This window comes from Anaerotalea alkaliphila (genome assembly GCF_010179735.1).
In the GTDB taxonomy this organism is placed as follows: Bacteria; Bacillota; Clostridia; order Lachnospirales; family Vallitaleaceae; genus Anaerotalea; species Anaerotalea alkaliphila.
The window spans coordinates 13,345-28,335 of the sequence record NZ_JAAEEH010000015.1 but is presented as its reverse complement, the minus strand read 5'-3'; the positions used below and the strand labels follow the sequence as shown (position 1 = coordinate 28,335).

The following is a 14,991-nucleotide window of genomic DNA, read 5'->3' as shown; positions in this document are numbered from 1 at the left end:
GTTCCACCTCCTGTCTGCACGGTTGGGACTGGTCCGGGGGACGGTTCTTCCGGACCAGTCCTGGTCCAAGGGCGGCCCGGATTCTCCTGCGAAAATCCGGGCCGCCCCCCTCCCATACTTAATCCGCTTCCATGAAACGCCTCGTTGTTCCGGCACCTTCATCATACCACAAAACAGCTTTTTTTTCACGGGTCCGGAGGGTTTTCATCTGCCCAAGTTTGGGCCGGAAGAACCGTCCCCGCGGACCATTTGGTGCTTTACGGAAGGCCGTTTTTGGTATAGCATGGAGGTATGCAGTACTTTCCAGCATGACAAGAAAGGGGGGATGGGCATGGAAGAGGCAACTAAACGGAACACCCATTGCGTCATCGTGGAGCATGTGGACAGGTCCTACGGAAGGAAGCAGGTCCTGTTCGACATCAGCCTGCGCCTGGGCCATGCCCAAATCCTGGGGCTGCTGGGACCTTCGGGCTCCGGCAAGACCACTCTGATCCGTCTGGTCGCAGGCATCGACCGTCCCGACCGGGGGGTGGTCCATCTTCTGGGAGAGCGTCTCCCCCGGCTTTCCATGATGGGCCGGATCGGCTACATGGCCCAGGCGGACGCCCTTTACGGGGACCTGACCGCCCGGGAGAACATGGGCTTCTTCGCCTCCATGTACCCCCTGGGACGGTCCCGGAAAAAGGAGCGGATCCAGGTGGTGCTGGATCTCCTGGGACTGACCCCCGACGCCGACCGCCTGGTCCGGGAATATTCCGGGGGCATGAAACGCCGCCTTTCCCTGGGGATTGCCCTGCTCCACCAGCCGCCGGTCCTGATCCTGGACGAACCCACCATCGGCCTGGACCCCCTCCTGCGCCAGACCATCTGGGAGGAGCTTTACCGTCAAAAGGATGCGGGCGTGACCATCATCATCAGCACCCACGCCATGGATGAAGCGGAAAAATGCGACACCCTGGGGATGCTCCGGGAAGGCCGTCTGATCGGCTCCGGCTCTCCCGGGGAGGTCAAGGCGGCTGCGGATGCACAAACCATCGAAGAGGCTTTCATCCGGTTGGGGGGTGGAGGCCTATGAGGATATGGGCCGTCGCCCTGAGGATCCTCCGCCAGCTGGGCCACGATTGGCGCACCATGGCGCTGATGGTCCTCTCCCCGATTTTCGTGATGACACTCATGTCCCTTATTTTCAACAGCGAGGAGTACAACCCCCGGATCGGCATCGTGAACGCCCCCGCCTCCTTCGTGGAACGGCTGGAGGAGAAGGATGCGGTCCTCTTCCGGTACGACGCATATGGAGCGGAAATGGCCCTGGCAAAGGACCTGGTGGACGGTGTGGTGGACTTCTCCAACGGGTTGCCCACCCTGGAGATGGAAGGCAGCGACCCCGGAAAAAGCATGGCTGTCCAGCGTCTGGTGGAAGCCGTCCTTCGGGAGCCCCCACGCTCCATCGCCCGGCCTCCCCTGCTGGAGGTCACTTACCTCCACGGCTACAAGGACATGGCCGCCTTCGACAGCTTCGGCCCCATCCTGATCGGCTTCTATGTCTTTTTCTTCGTGTTCCTCATCGCCGGGGTCTCCTTCATCGGCGAACGGAACAACGGGACCTTGGAGCGGATCCTGGCCACGCCCCTGCGGCGGTGGGAGGTGGTCGCCGGCTACATCCTGGGGTTCGGCTTCTTCGCCGTCCTCCAGTCGGGCCTCATCGCCTGGTACTCCATCCGGGTCCTGGGCATCTTCATGGTAGGCTCCTTCCCCCTGGTCCTGGCGGTGACTTCCCTGACGGCCATGGTCGGCCTGGCCATCGGAACCTTCATCTCCGCCTTCGCCGACAACGAACTCCAGATGATCCAGTTCGTCCCCGTGGTCATCGTTCCCCAGCTCTTCTTCTCGGGGCTCTTCGACCTGGGGACCATGCCGAAGCCCCTCCAGATGGCCGGGCGGGGGATGCCCCTCTGGTATGTGGCCGACGCCCTCCGCAACATCATGATCCGTGGAACCGGATTCGAGGAAATCCTGCTCCACATGGGGGTGCTGGCGGCCACCTGCCTGCTCTTCGCCACCGCCAACGTCCTGGCCCTGAAGAAGTACAGGCGACTCTGACCCGGGAGGTGAAACCATGGAAGAAAGGAATCGTTTCCGGAACACCCTGATTCCGGGGATACTTGCGGTCCTGACAGGCCTATCCGTCGCCAGCTGCGCACCGGACCGGGACACCCTGGTGCTTGCGGGAGACATCCAGAACAACATCCATCCGGTGACTGCCACCGTCCAGGGCCAGCTTGTGCGGATGGAAAAGGGAATGGGGGAGACCGTGGAAAAAGGGGAGGTCCTGGCGGTGGTTGATGACACGGACGCACGGCATGCGGCAGGACAGATGGAGGCCATCGTGAAGATGCGCCAAGCCCGTCTGGGTGAACTCTTGGCAGGAGCCCGCCCCGAACAGTTGGCCCAGGCCCAAGCCCAGGTCCGTGCCGCCCAGGCCCAGGTGGAACTGCTGCGCGCCGGGAACCGGCAGGAGCAGATCGCCCAGGCGGAAACCGGGGAGGCCATCGCCTTGGAAGGGGTGGATGCAGCCCAGGCCAACCTGGAATTCCTGGAACGGCAGCGCGACGACCTGCTCTACCTGTACGAGGAAGGGGTGGGCACCCGGGTCGAGGCTGACAACGCCAGCCACCGCCTGGACGCCGCCGCCTCCCAGCTGGCCGTGGCCCAGCACCAGCTGGAAAACAGCCGCCAGCAGCTCCAGCTCCTCAGGTCCGGCTCCACCGCCCAAGCCATCAAGGCGGCTGTGGCGAACGTGGACATGGCCAAGTCCCAGCTGGCGCTGCTGGAGAGCGGCCCTACGCCCCAGGCGCTGGAAATGGCCCGGGCGGAGCTGGAGCAGGCCAAGGCCCAGCTGGCCCAGGCCGAAAGCTGGCTGACCCGGCACACCATCCTGGCACCGGAGTCAGGCACCGTCGTCAGCAGGAACCATACCGTCGGCGACATGGTCAATCCGGGGGCCTGCATCGCCGACATCGCCGCGGCGGGGGAGGTGTATGTCCTCTGCCATCTGCCCGTGGAGCACCTGGAAAGGGTCGTCTACAACCAGGAGCTGAAGGTCCTGGCGGGCCCCCAGGGGCGGGAATTGTCCGGCAGGGTGGTCCACATCGGCCTCCAGAGCGCCTATGTCCCCAAGGACCAGCAGTCGGTGGCTGAAAGCGGCCGGACCGCCGTCAAGCTCAAGGTGGCCATCGACGACCAGCAAGGCACCTGGAAGTCCGGGATGCAGGCGCTGGTGGAAATCCCCCTCTCCCATTGATGTCCCACTGAACGCAAACAGGGCCGGTCCAATAAGGACCGGCCCTGTTTGCGTTGCTTCACTTCCAGGCTTCCATGACATCGTAGTGAAGCCCTCCATCCGGGTAGTCCGGCACCAGGCCCAGCCGCCAGAAGGAGACGCCCCGGATTCCGAACATCTTGGCCAACTGCACCTTGTCCCGGACGCTGCGCCCGTCCTCATACCAGAGGAAAATCTCCGTCCCGCTCTCCGTTCGGTAGGTGATGTACGGATTCCTGTAGACTTCCGAATATCCCATGACCGTTCCCGGCGCCGTAAGACGGCTGTACACCGTGGGTGTGGCGACCTGGACCGGCGTGCCGCTGACCAGGAGACCGTCGGAGACCGTCCATGCAATGCTCGTGAAGCTGATGGCCAGCGCGACCTTTTCCCTGTCCTCCACGCCGGTGATGGGGTCGGTGACCGCCCGGAGTGCATAATACACCTGGCCGATGGGTGTCAGCGCTGCGTTCCTGTGCCAGGCGGTCCCTTCATAACCCTGGAGGGAGGTCGGCTGGTAGTCGTGTGCCATCAGGACCACCTTGTCCGCCAGACGGCCGATGGTCCGGTAATCGTAACCGTCGAAATAGGGGGAATTCCAGACCGCCGGATGCACCATGACATACAAGGTTTTTCCCGTGGAGGCAAGTCCTGCGGCCAGCTCCTCCAGGAAGGCGTTGTACCCTTCCTTCATTTCCCCGCCCCGCAGTCCTTCAAAGTCCACCGTCACGCCGCTGTAGGGGTTCCTTCCCGCAGCCTCGTAGGTCCGGGCCAGCTCCTCCAGGATTGCCTGGACCGCCTGGGTGCGTTGGACCGGATCCAACAGGATGGCTTTCCCCATATTCGTGTTGCTTCCGTCGGGAAGCGTCACGTTCCTTCTGGCGTCCATGAAGACGTTCAACTTGAGCGGCGTGCCGTTGGTCTCCAGGTAGCCGGTGATGTCTTCGTAGGAATCCGGAACACGCCACTCGTTGCCGCTCCTGCCGGTGGTGTCCAGCAACGCCCCCTCTTCGGGGTCGAAGCCCATCTGGCTCCAGCCTGCGCTGACCGCATCCATCTCCCCCGTCAGCTCCCGCTGGCCGAAGGAGGAAAAAGCATAGAACCCGTGGAACCAGGTTGTCGGGCTTTTCCGCTTCTCGTAGACCCGCACCAGCATCGCCGCCGCTTCCTCCCGCTTCGCGGTGCTTTTGGGCGCAAAGGTCGTGGCGCCGGTGCCCCGGATCATGCCGATGTCATAGGCGACGGTGATGTATCCGGCATTGTCCGAAACATCCGCAAAGGGATGGCCGTAGCGCGCGGCGTTCCCGGCGATCCCCTGGTATCCGAAGGCCCGCACCAGCATCACCGCCATTTCCTCCCGGAGGATTGGAGCGTCGGGGTTGAAAGTCGGAGTCTTCTCCACGACGCCGTTTGCCAGCGCGGTCTCCACATAAGGGTAATGCCATTGCCCCCGGGCCACATCCGGATAGGAAGGCGTCGGCGGCTCCACCGGCTCCCACTGGAACATGCGGCACAGGATCGTCACGAACTCCGCCTTCGTCACCGGCCGACCGAATCCGAAACTGTCGCCTCCTGTGCCCTGCATCAGTCCGTACCTGCTTGCCGCATCCACATATTCCTCCGACCAGTTCCCCCCAGGCACGTCGGAATAGCGGGTAACGGCGGAAACCCCGGCCGGCAGGACGGCAACCAGCAGGGAAAGGCTCACAAGGATGCAGACCGCCGTTCTTTTCATGGAAACACCTCCTAACTTCAGCTCAGTTTCTTGACGAACTCCGACTTCAGTTTCATGGCGCCGAAGCCGTCGATCTTGCAGTCGATATTGTGGTCCCCCTCCACCAGACGGATGTTCTTGACCCTTGTCCCCATCTTCAGGTCGGAAGCGCTTCCCTTCACCTTCAAGTCCTTGATGATGGTCACGGAGTCCCCGTCGTGCAGGATGTTGTTGTTGGCATCCCGGACCACCAGCCCCTCCGCTTCTTCGGATGCTTCCGTTTCCGGGGACCATTCATGGCCGCATTCGGGGCAGACCAGCAGGTTTCCGTCCTGGTAGGTATAGGGCGAGTTGCATTTCGGGCAATTTGGCAGTTCGTTCATTTTCGTTCTCCAATCGTTTTTGTTTTTCGGACCGTTGGCAGGCCGTTTCTCCCATCCTAACGGACTTGGCGGTTTTTTTCAAGATTGTATCTCACAATCTCCTGGATGAGGTCCGCATCCAAAGGCACCTCTTTAGGCAACCGGATTGCGCCCTTGGAGATCTTGTAGCCCGCCAGCCTGTCCGCGAACCTTTCGATCGTCTCAACTTTTCCATCATTCTCCATGCATTTCCTCCACCTGGACCAGGATTTCGTTTCTGCGGAACATGGGGGGCACGAAGGGCGCGTCGTAGAACGCCAGCATGGCGCTTGAACGCTGCCGGAAGCCCTTATCTACCATCCATGCCTCCAGAAGCTGCAGCTTCTCCTTCTCCTTGCTCCTGTTCGACAGTCCGCCGTAGCGGATGGCTGCGAACGTGCCGCTGTCAAAGGCCCTGATGTGCAGGTACGGATTGTTGGGCCTAGGCACCTGCTCCCAATGTTCCTTGGGAACAACGAAGGCCATCTTCTTTCCCTCCCCGCTCATCTCTTCCAGGACGGGCACCGTCATGCTGATTTTTTGTCTTTCCGCATTGTCGCTGCCGATGTAGCGGAAGAGTGTCCCGAACCCATTGCTGCTGAAGGGGTCGGCTTCATTCTCATACTCCACCACGAGGAAGTCGGAATACCTGCGGAGCTCGAAAGGCTCCTCCTGCAGCACCACCTGGTATTCCGGCGTTTCATATTTGGACATATGCTTCACCTCACTCCAATCCTTTTCTGATCCTTGGAGCCAGCACCGCGTAGACCACACCCCCGATGACAGCCACTATGCCCGCATACAGGAGCACGTCTCCCCAGCTGGCGCTATCCGCCAACACTTCCCTGATGCCCTTGTATACCCAATAGAAAGGAATCCAGTAGAACAGGAACTGCCATCTTTCCCCCATAACCTCCACCGCGGCCACGGAAGCGAACAGGGGAAGGAACAGGATCTTGATGCTGGCCGCCGCATTCATGATGTCGTCGTTGTTGATTCCTTGGATGAATCCGATGAGGACGCTGATGAGGGACAGCGTCAGGAGCAACAGGATCACCTGTCCGAGGTTCACACCGGCAAAACCGGTTGCACCCAGCAGGAGTACGGTACCGGCCACAGGCACCAGGATGCCAATCAGGCTTTTCCCCAGGATGAAGCCGCCCCGGGATAGGGGGGTTACGTTCACCGCACTGATTGTGTTGTCCACCTTCTCCTCCACAATGCTGATGGCAATCAGCATGCCCCCCAGCACGGACGCAAACAGCACCGCCCAGGCCACCAGCATCCTTTTCAGAGGCGGCATCGTCCGACCGAAGTCCACAATCTCCCCTCTCGTGTCCTGGACCGTAACACCGAAAGCGTGATAGGTGACCAGCGCCTTTGCGTATTCCACGACGGACTCCGGCTCATTTCCCTGGGTCGCAAGCACATACCCGCTTTCTCCGGGCAGGATCCCTATGATGTTGTCCCGTTTCCGAAGCCTTTCCTCCATGGCCTCCTCACTGTCGAAGAGCTCCACATCGGCAAAGTTGTCCAAGTAGGCTGCCTGCTCCAGGTTTTCCCCCTCCAGCAGGGCCAGGTTCACCGTGGTTTCGTTGATTCCTGGGATGAAGATGTTGATGACAAGGGCAAATAGCACCGGAAAAACGATGATGTATAGGGAGATGAAGTCCCGCAGCCCCACCTTCAGGTCCCTTTTGAACAGGACGAATACCTTTCCAAGCATGCCTTTTCCCTCCCTCCGTCAAAGCGTCAGTGTTTTCTTGAACCTGTGGTTTGCGAACAGGAACAGAACCGCTCCAGCTGCCAGGAATCCAGCCGATGCTCCCAGCACGTATCCCATGTCTCCCCTGTCCAGAATGATTTCCTTGAAGCTCTCCAGCATGGCATGGGACGGTATGGCTTTCAACCAGGCAGGCTCCCAACTGGGAGTGAAATAGGCGATGTTGGGCAGGATCAAAACCATGATCAGGATGTACAGGGCTCCGAAAGCCTGTTCGATGTCCCTGTAGAAGCTGGTGAGCACCAGACCGAGTGCGGATGCGAAAAATCCCGAAGCCGCAAGGAACACCAGCAACAGAGGATAGTTCGGTCCAGTCCCCATGACAGGCGCCACCAGGATGATGCTGGTGAGGACGGAGGCGAAGAGGATCACCCCCACCTTGCTCATGAGATACTGCCATACGGAAGCCGCTGTGACGGCGTAGGCCTTGACGACGCCCTCCTGCTTGTCCAAAAACACATATGCGGCAAGGATGAACAGTCCCATAAGGCTGCCGTTGAAGGTTAGGAATGGCGGCAAGAGGTTTTCCCTGTCATTCAACATCTGGGGATTGCCTTCCAGCGTCCTGACCTCGACATCATCAAAAAACGCCTCAATTTCCTCCATGGAGACGACCTTGTTGTAGAAGATCAGGTAAAGGTTGCGAAGCTTCTCCGATTCATAGCCCTGCAGATAATAGGTATACGCCAGTCCATCGTCCGGATCCAAGGCAACCACAACTGCCACCTCCCGCTCCTCTTCAGCGTATCTTATGACCGCCTCCCTGTCCTCCAGCACGTACAGCCGCACATCCTCCAACACAAACTTTCTGGCGGAAATCATTCGACCGCCTTGCTTCAGCGTGACAGACTCTTCCTGTCCATCCAGGTCCTCCGACCTGATTTTCTCCAGGTAAAGTTCCTTGGCCCCCTGGGGCAGGTCCAAATACAGATATTCATCGTGCCGTCCGTCCAATTCCTTGGGCACGAAGAGGAGCAGGACCAGAAGCATCACCACCGCAACGCCCACCTCTATGTAGAAGTACATGCCCTTCGACGCCAATTTCAATTCCTTCTTGAAACTGTGCCACAATTTCATCTCACACCAGGCCCCTTCCCGTCACCTTGATGAAAATCTCTTCAAGGGTCGCTTCCTTTGTGTGCATGGTCTGGATGTCATGGCTGCCTATGACCCGGATAAGCCTTTGCTTGTCCTCCTCCATGACCGTGGAGAAGGTTTCCTTGAGGACTTTGCCGTCCTTGATGTACTCCACATCCACCAGCTTGTCTCCATAGGCCAGCTTCAGGCTTTTCGGAGAGTCGATCAGCCTGATTTCCCCATCCACGATGAAGGCGACCCGATCGCACAGTTCGTCGGCAATGTACATGTTGTGGGTGGTCAGGAATACGGTGACGCCTTTCTTGTTCTCCTCGCGGATGATGTCCTTGATCTCTGAAGCGATGGCCGGATCCAGCCCCGTGGTGGGCTCGTCCAGAAACCAGATGCGGGGGTTGTTGATCATGGACCGGGCAAAGGTGAGCCGGTGCTTCATCCCCTTTGAAAACTCCTTTGTCCTGATGTTTTCCTTGCCCTGCAACCCCACAATCCGGATGAGGTCCATGGAGTCCCTGGTTTCCACGTCAAAAAGCTTCCGGTAAAAGTCCAGATTCTCCTTGGCGGTCATCTTGCCATACAGGTTGGATTCCTCGAAGGACATGCCAATCTCGTTGAACATCCTGTTGTCGATCTTCTTGATGTTGTAGCCTGCCACAGCGACTTCCCCCTTCTGCAGCTGCAGAAGGCCGGTCAGGATGTTCTGTGTGGTCGACTTGCCCGCTCCCGAAGGCCCCAGAAATCCGAACACCTCCCCCTCCTTGACTTCGAAGCTCACATCCTTCACCGCGTACTTGTCGTCATTGCTGTAAGAATGGTACAGGTTCCTGACAGAAATCATAGGGATCCTCCACTGCGCGTCCGCTTCCTCCCGCCTCAGTCGGTGATGGACGGCGTCCAATACTTGTTGTCGTAGTTGCCGTCGTAGGCGTAGTAGTCGCTTAGGTAGTCGATCCTGTCCCCGGCGGCGATGTCCAGCAAGCCTTTGGCTACGGTTCCGGTCTGGACGTCCTCGTCATACCGGGGCCGGGCGCCCAGCACCTTGCCATAGGGCGTCTCGTCGTCGAATGCCAGGAGGATGTCCGCCGGCTGTCCTTTCAACGCAAGCCATGTGCCATCATATTCCAGGACCAGGTCCCGCTGCCCGTTCTTCACTGTGACCACCAGGGCCGACGCGTCCAGCCGGTTCTCCCCATAGTATTCTCCATGGCTCAACACCCCTTTCAAGAATACGTCCTGATCAAAGGGAACAATCCGGCCTGAACCCGGCCGGCGGCACCCCCAATCCCTTGATCAGCCTTGCCCAATAGTTCACCTGGGCTATTGTCGACACGATGACAACGAACTGTTTTTCATCGAAATGCCGCTTCATCCTCCTGATGGTCGTCCCGTTCCCCACCGCCGGCGTGCTGGTGAGCTCCCGGGTGTACTGGAGGGCGACCCTTTCCCTCCGGGAAAAACTGGGGACCTCCTCCAATTTCCTTCTTCCTTGAAGCGCCTCCACCTCTTCGGTGGTGATCCCCTGCTTCTCGAATTCCTTCCCATTCATGTCGATGCAGAAGCTGCAATTGACCATGACGGACACCTGCATGCGGACCAGCTGCAGCAGACGTTTGCTGATTCCCTTTTCCTTGTGGCTGACCAGCGCCTCAAGCACGCCGGAGCTTACGGCGGCCTTCGGATGCCAGGAAAGGATCCTGGCCGGTTCCATCCGTTTCCCCGTCACCTTTTCGGCGATGAAGATCCCCAAGCGGAGGGGCGGTGGAATCCTGCGGGGTTCCCTGATATGGCTCATCTTCCACTTCCCCCCAACGCTTGATTGCCTGCGATCCCTTCCGCCCATGCCTCCACGGCCTCCCAATCCCGGAAGTCGCCCGTCGGGGCCTTCACCATCTTGATGACCATCCGCTCGAAGGCGCTCATCTTTTCCGCATCCAGCTTGCCGCCGAAGCAGGCGGTTCCCTTGGGCCCTACCCGTTCCACCACGGCCCGCAAGGATTCCGGATAGCGCCAACCCTCCAGCAGCTTCTCCGGGTCTCCCGGACCGGTGGGACCGCTGGAGAAGAGCCAGACGGGGACCTTCCCCAATTCCTTTTCGTTCCGTTTCAAGAACCCGGCGGCTCCCTTTCGCCAGAGGCCCATATAGACGGAACTCCCCAGGACCACCTGCCCGTAGGGCGAAAGGTCCTTGACCTTCTGCGCCGGAAAGACATCCACCTGCTCCCCTCTCCGCCGCAGCACAACCCCAATCCTTTCCGCGATTTCCGCTGTCGCCCCGTGCTTGGACCCGTAGGCCACAAGGATCCTTTCACCCATTCCGCAGCCCTCCCTTCAAAGCGGCCTCGTAGGCCTGCTTGGTCTGCGGGTCGAAACAGACGATCCGCACATCGTCGAGACCGCAGCCTTCCACGCAATGCTCCCGGATGGTCCTCACGGCGATGGACGCCGCCCTCTCCAGGGGAAAATGGTAGACCCCTGTGCTGATGGACGGGAAGGCGATGCTCCTGCAGTTGTTCGCCTCCGCAAGCTCCAGGCAGCTTCTATAGCAGCTGGCCAGGAGCGCCTCCTCCCCATGGCTTCCCCCCCGCCAGATGGGTCCCGGGGTATGGATCACCTGCTTCGCCGGCAGGTTGTATCCATTTGTGATTTTCGCCTTGCCGGTTTCGCATCCGTGCAGCGTCCTGCATTCCTCCAGCAGCTCCGGCCCTGCCGCCCTGTGGATGGCTCCATCCACACCTCCGCCCCCCAGCAGGGACGTGTTGGCGGCATTAACGATGGCGTCGCACGCCACCTTCGTGATGTCCCCCAATTCGACTGTGATCTTGACCATTTTGCACTCCTCCTTCCTGAAACATCCTGATGCAGTCCCCTCCCACAAGGCGGTTCCCAACCCCACCGGCATGTGCTAAAATGGTAGCATAAACAATACAAGGAGGGAACCAGCATGGGAGCTAAAAACAAAGTCATCGCCGGCGATTACCTGGGCGCCTTCGTCACAAGCACATCCGGCAGCGTCGGCATCACCAGCACGACGGCCTACCAACCGGTCACCAAAGCCATGGTTGCGGAACACGATTTGTCCTACGGGGAAACCTCCAAGGGGATCCATATCGTGTCGCTGACCTTCCGCAACGGCAGGAAGTCCCTGCTTGAAGTGGACGACAGGATCTACAGGGACCTCTTGACAAGCCTTTTCTAAACCAAGGGGTCCGCCTCTTCCGGTTGCGGCTTCGTTGTCCGGCCGTTGGCACCGATGATCGCCCCAAGTCCGGCGAAGACCACCAGCAACCAGACCAGCACCCTGACGATGGGGACCATTCCCAAAGCGGTGACCACCACCAGCCCCAGCAGGACCAGCCAGACGCCCTTGTGGATTTCAGTCCATCCGAAGCGTTTGGCAAGCCAGGACCCGATGAAGACGGCCGCAACGATTTTCGACAGGTACAGGGAAACCCCATAGGCGATGCCCAGAAGCACGCCCAGCGGAATCCCTATGACCGTGACCATCACGAGGATGACCAGGATTGGCGTCATGACCAGCGCAATCGCACCGATGCCCAAGGTCTTCAGTGGCTGCCCTTGGACAAGCTCCGCGGTCCTATTCCAGAATTCCGGCTTCCACAGCCTGATCACGAACCAGAGCAACAGGGCGCTGGCGATGCCCAGCAACCTGGAGACCAGCTTGCCCCTCAGCATGTTCATGGTCGAACCGGCCCTCTTCTCCGGAGTCCGGTCGACATAGGTCCAGTCCTGCTCTCCGCTGATCCGGGAACCCGGAGCGATTTCCGCCTCCCTTTCGCTCCTGTAGGACAGGTCTCCTTCCAGCATGGCCCCGTCTCCGATTTCGATGACGGACGCATCCAGGTTCGCATCCCTTCCAACGGAACCCCCGATTCCAACCACCGAGGCTCCGCTGTTGAAGTCCCGTCCCACCACGCCGTTCTGGACGATCCTGTAACCGGCCGCGAACAGGTCCCGGCCGACAACGGCACCCTGCCCGATTCGGATCTCCTGCCCTGCGGCGAAAACGTCTCCTGTATTCTGCATTCCCAGACTCAGGTTCTGTCCGGCGCAGTAGATGTTCCCCTCCACCTTTCCGTTGATGGTGACCGTTTGACCTGCCACAAAAAGGTCCCCGTTGATGTTTCCGTTGACCACCACATCCTGGCCGGATGCGAAGGTCGTCCCTTCCACATCCCCCTCAACCCGAACGCTGGTGCCTGCAAAGAATCCCGGCCCGTCCAGAAACACGCCCTTTTCCAGGAACGTGACCTCCTGCCGGACAACCCTTTCCCTGCCGTACCCGGTGGCTGACAGGACTGTCACCGCCAGCAGCGCCGCCACCGCCAGCAGCAAACCTTTCCCTTGGCGCTTCCTTTTTCCCTTGTACATGATGCTCCTCCTCCCATATTGGATTGCGTCTTCCCCGGCCGACCGTCATTTCAGTACGATCCGGTCCGGGAAGGCCTGTTTTCTAGACACATTCCACATCTTGTCGATGTATGCCGTCGTGTATGCCTGCTCGATGCTGTGGTAAAGTTCAGCCGCCTTGTCGGTCAGGGCATAGGAATTCCCTTCCTTCTTGAGGAATCCCAACTTCCGCCCGAGGAACAGTTCGGCGCCGAACATTTTTTCCATGGGCGTTCCAATGACCTTCTCGAATTTTCCCCCGTCGATTCCCATGCCATAGGCGCTCCAGAACAGATGGTAGACAGCCCTTTGCCGCTTGGTGAACCGGAGGGTCAGGGAAGTGGGCAGGACACCGGCATCCACCCTTTTTACGTACTCCCCGATGGAGAAGGTGTTGATCTTGAAGCTGTCCCTAAGGAGTGTCGTCGCCGACACCCCGAACCCCAGGAACGTGTCCCTTGTGACCGAGGAATACTTTTCTGTCCCCGGCTTCGCAAAGGTCCAAACGGAAGTCCTGTCGGCATCGATCCCTCTGCAATACCCGGCCAGGGACTGCAGCATCCTTTTCTTGACCCTTCCGCTCAGGGGTTTGGCCGGGTTGTCCGCAAACGTGAAGTCGATGAAGGGATAGGCGGACACCTGCGTCGCCCCCTGTTCGAAGGCCGTGCCGATGTCCTTCTCCAGGATGTCCTCCGTCTGTCCGGGGATGGCGAAAATCAGGTCCACGTCCACCACATCGAACCCGTGCTCCCGGACAAGCCGCAGCTTCCCGCCATAATCCTCTCCGCTTCTCCCAAGCACCCGAAGGCATCCCTCGTCGAAGGACTGGATGCCGACGCTCACCATGGTCACCCCCGCCTCCTTCAGCTTCCCCAGGACTTCTTCCGTGATGTCGTCGGGATGCAGCTCCACTCCAATCCCTCCCGTGAGGGAAAAGCTTCCCATCAGCCGGTCGATGATGTCCTTCAGGTCGTCAATCATCAGCGCAGGGGTACCCCCTCCGAAATAGAGGCTTGTGGCCTTCTTTTTCCCCGCCATGCCCCCACAGGCCAGGTCGATCTCCTTGAGCAGGGCCGCCTTGTAGGCATCCGCCTTTTGTTTGTCATGGATTACCTTGCAGTAGGGGCAAAAGGGACACAGGGACCGGCAAAAAGGGATATGGACATAGAGGCCCAAATCCTCCAGCCCCTGGAACTCCAGCCCGTTCCGGCTCCCGCCCTTGAACACGAACGGCTTGAAAGAACGGGTGAGCACCACCCGCAACATCGATGTGAACAGCATCTCGACCCCTCCTAGATGTATCTTGCGTAAGTCCTGACCATGTCCATGACCACCTTCCAGTGCCCGCTGAAGAGAAGCGAGAATTCCGCCGCGAAAAAATATCCGCATTCCCGGCAGAGCCCGTCGATGTCGATGCATCGGCCGCACACCCATTCCCTTCCGTTCTCCAGGACAACGCACCGGCGGCACGGGGTCGGGAAGCTGTTGTCCGCAATCTGCCCGAAGGCGCTCCTAAGGTTCAGGACGGGAAATCCCTGGTCCATCAGCTCCCCGATCCTTTCGCAGCAGGCCCGCTTCTCTTCCCTGTCCAGCTTCAGGTCTTCCGTCCCGGGATAGGGAGTGTGGAAATTGAAGGAAACGGCCTTCACGTTCCGCAGACGCTTCGCCGTCCTGCAGACCTCCCCGATGTCGCCCTTGTTGATCCGGTTGACGGCCATGTACAGGCAGATGTTGCCGGTTGGGGCGCACCTGACATTCCCGAGGACCCTGTCATAGGTGTCGCCCCGGATCGCATTGTGGCTCTCCCTGCCTCCATCCAGGCTCACCAGAAGCAGGTCGGCCTCCGGCAGGTCCAGCGGGAACGTCCCATTGGTGACCACGTTCACCAGCAGGAATCCCATCCCCTTCGCCTCCGCCACCAGGTCCCCCAGGGTCACCCCCTCGTCCTCCCAAAGGAACGGTTCCCCACCGTAGAAGAACAGGATCCTGACTCCGTCCGAAAGCAGCTTCCGCATTTCCGACCGTATTTCCGCATGGGGATAGACCAAACCCGTGCTATTTCCAACCGCACAATGCCTGCAGGACAAATTGCACCTGTCCGTCAGGATGATGGACCCCACCACAGGCTTGTCCCTTTTGAACAGGAACGCATCGCTTCCCACGCAAGCGAGCTTCAGCCACATTCCCAGCCTCATGTCATCCCACCTTTCTGCTTCCATTGTACCATTTTTCACGCCAGATTGCGATTTTTCCTGAAAGCCTTTTCTGGTCC

18 protein-coding genes are annotated in these 14,991 nt (G+C 59.6%); 4 read left to right on the top strand and 14 right to left on the bottom strand.

Going from position 1 to position 14,991, the window contains the following annotated elements:
* Positions 1 to 331: 331 nt before the first annotated feature.
* Genes GXN74_RS06895 through GXN74_RS06885 form a run of 3 tightly spaced genes read left to right on the top strand, consistent with a single transcriptional unit; the run spans position 332 to position 3,301 of the window.
* Complete coding sequence (locus tag GXN74_RS06895) at positions 332 to 1,075, top strand: ABC transporter ATP-binding protein (RefSeq protein WP_162370197.1); 744 nt, start codon at positions 332 to 334, stop codon at positions 1,073 to 1,075.
* Positions 1,072 to 2,100, top strand: a complete 1,029-nt coding sequence (locus GXN74_RS06890) for an ABC transporter permease (protein ID WP_162370196.1) — start codon at positions 1,072 to 1,074, stop codon at positions 2,098 to 2,100. Before GXN74_RS06895 ends, GXN74_RS06890 begins: the two co-directional genes overlap by 4 nt.
* A 16-nt stretch (positions 2,101 to 2,116) precedes the next feature.
* The gene (locus GXN74_RS06885; RefSeq protein WP_162370195.1) at positions 2,117 to 3,301 is read left to right on the top strand and encodes an HlyD family secretion protein; all 1,185 of its coding nucleotides are present in this window, start codon (positions 2,117 to 2,119) and stop codon (positions 3,299 to 3,301) included.
* 58 nt (positions 3,302 to 3,359) lie between these two features.
* Here GXN74_RS06885 and GXN74_RS06880 read toward each other — a convergent pair whose 3' ends face one another.
* Genes GXN74_RS06880 through GXN74_RS06830 form a run of 11 tightly spaced genes read right to left on the bottom strand, consistent with a single transcriptional unit; the run spans position 3,360 to position 11,139 of the window.
* A complete protein-coding gene (locus tag GXN74_RS06880; RefSeq protein ID WP_162370194.1) occupies positions 3,360 to 5,054 on the bottom strand; it encodes an S-layer homology domain-containing protein in 1,695 nt (564 codons plus the stop codon).
* A gap of 17 nt (positions 5,055 to 5,071) precedes the next feature.
* Positions 5,072 to 5,416 carry a zinc ribbon domain-containing protein YjdM gene (locus tag GXN74_RS06875; RefSeq protein WP_162370193.1) on the bottom strand — a complete coding sequence of 115 codons (345 nt, stop codon included), beginning with the start codon at positions 5,414 to 5,416 and terminating at the stop codon, positions 5,072 to 5,074.
* 56 nt (positions 5,417 to 5,472) lie between these two features.
* A complete protein-coding gene (locus GXN74_RS06870; protein ID WP_162370192.1) occupies positions 5,473 to 5,640 on the bottom strand; it encodes a hypothetical protein in 168 nt (55 codons plus the stop codon).
* Positions 5,630 to 6,148, bottom strand: coding sequence for an SOUL family heme-binding protein (locus tag GXN74_RS06865; protein WP_162370191.1), 519 nt, complete (start codon positions 6,146 to 6,148; stop codon positions 5,630 to 5,632). The genes GXN74_RS06870 and GXN74_RS06865 overlap by 11 nt, the downstream gene beginning before the upstream one ends.
* Positions 6,149 to 6,158: 10 nt before the next feature.
* Entirely contained in the window at positions 6,159 to 7,160 is a 1,002-nt protein-coding gene (locus tag GXN74_RS06860; RefSeq protein ID WP_162370190.1) for an ABC transporter permease, read from the bottom strand.
* A gap of 18 nt (positions 7,161 to 7,178) precedes the next feature.
* Positions 7,179 to 8,294, bottom strand: a complete 1,116-nt coding sequence (locus GXN74_RS06855; protein ID WP_162370189.1) for an ABC transporter permease — start codon at positions 8,292 to 8,294, stop codon at positions 7,179 to 7,181.
* Position 8,295: 1 nt separating this feature from the next.
* The gene (locus tag GXN74_RS06850) at positions 8,296 to 9,150 is read right to left on the bottom strand and encodes an ABC transporter ATP-binding protein (RefSeq protein ID WP_162370188.1); all 855 of its coding nucleotides are present in this window, start codon (positions 9,148 to 9,150) and stop codon (positions 8,296 to 8,298) included.
* A 35-nt stretch (positions 9,151 to 9,185) separates the two neighbouring features.
* Complete coding sequence (locus tag GXN74_RS06845; protein WP_162370187.1) at positions 9,186 to 9,536, bottom strand: hypothetical protein; 351 nt, start codon at positions 9,534 to 9,536, stop codon at positions 9,186 to 9,188.
* 13 nt (positions 9,537 to 9,549) lie between these two features.
* On the bottom strand, positions 9,550 to 10,104 hold the full coding sequence (locus tag GXN74_RS06840) for a carboxymuconolactone decarboxylase family protein (RefSeq protein ID WP_162370186.1): 555 nt from the start codon (positions 10,102 to 10,104) through the stop codon (positions 9,550 to 9,552).
* Entirely contained in the window at positions 10,101 to 10,625 is a 525-nt protein-coding gene (locus tag GXN74_RS06835; protein WP_162370185.1) for a flavodoxin domain-containing protein, read from the bottom strand. Before GXN74_RS06835 ends, GXN74_RS06840 begins: the two co-directional genes overlap by 4 nt.
* Positions 10,618 to 11,139 (bottom strand): O-acetyl-ADP-ribose deacetylase, encoded by a 522-nt coding sequence (locus GXN74_RS06830; RefSeq protein WP_162370184.1) that lies wholly within the window; start codon positions 11,137 to 11,139, stop codon positions 10,618 to 10,620. Before GXN74_RS06830 ends, GXN74_RS06835 begins: the two co-directional genes overlap by 8 nt.
* A 114-nt stretch (positions 11,140 to 11,253) precedes the next feature.
* Here GXN74_RS06830 and GXN74_RS06825 point away from each other — a divergent pair, with 114 nt between their 5' ends.
* The gene (locus GXN74_RS06825) at positions 11,254 to 11,508 is read left to right on the top strand and encodes a hypothetical protein (protein ID WP_162370183.1); all 255 of its coding nucleotides are present in this window, start codon (positions 11,254 to 11,256) and stop codon (positions 11,506 to 11,508) included.
* On the opposite strand, the gene GXN74_RS06820 is transcribed toward GXN74_RS06825, so the two are convergent.
* The 3 genes from GXN74_RS06820 to GXN74_RS06810 are packed head-to-tail and all read right to left on the bottom strand — an operon-like array spanning position 11,505 to position 14,914.
* The gene (locus GXN74_RS06820; protein WP_162370182.1) at positions 11,505 to 12,701 is read right to left on the bottom strand and encodes a DUF8173 domain-containing protein; all 1,197 of its coding nucleotides are present in this window, start codon (positions 12,699 to 12,701) and stop codon (positions 11,505 to 11,507) included. The genes GXN74_RS06825 and GXN74_RS06820 overlap by 4 nt on opposite strands.
* A gap of 45 nt (positions 12,702 to 12,746) precedes the next feature.
* Positions 12,747 to 14,000 (bottom strand): coproporphyrinogen-III oxidase family protein, encoded by a 1,254-nt coding sequence (locus GXN74_RS06815; protein WP_162370181.1) that lies wholly within the window; start codon positions 13,998 to 14,000, stop codon positions 12,747 to 12,749.
* Between the two features lie 11 nt (positions 14,001 to 14,011).
* Positions 14,012 to 14,914, bottom strand: coding sequence for a radical SAM protein (locus GXN74_RS06810; RefSeq protein ID WP_162370180.1), 903 nt, complete (start codon positions 14,912 to 14,914; stop codon positions 14,012 to 14,014).
* Positions 14,915 to 14,991: the final 77 nt, after the last annotated feature.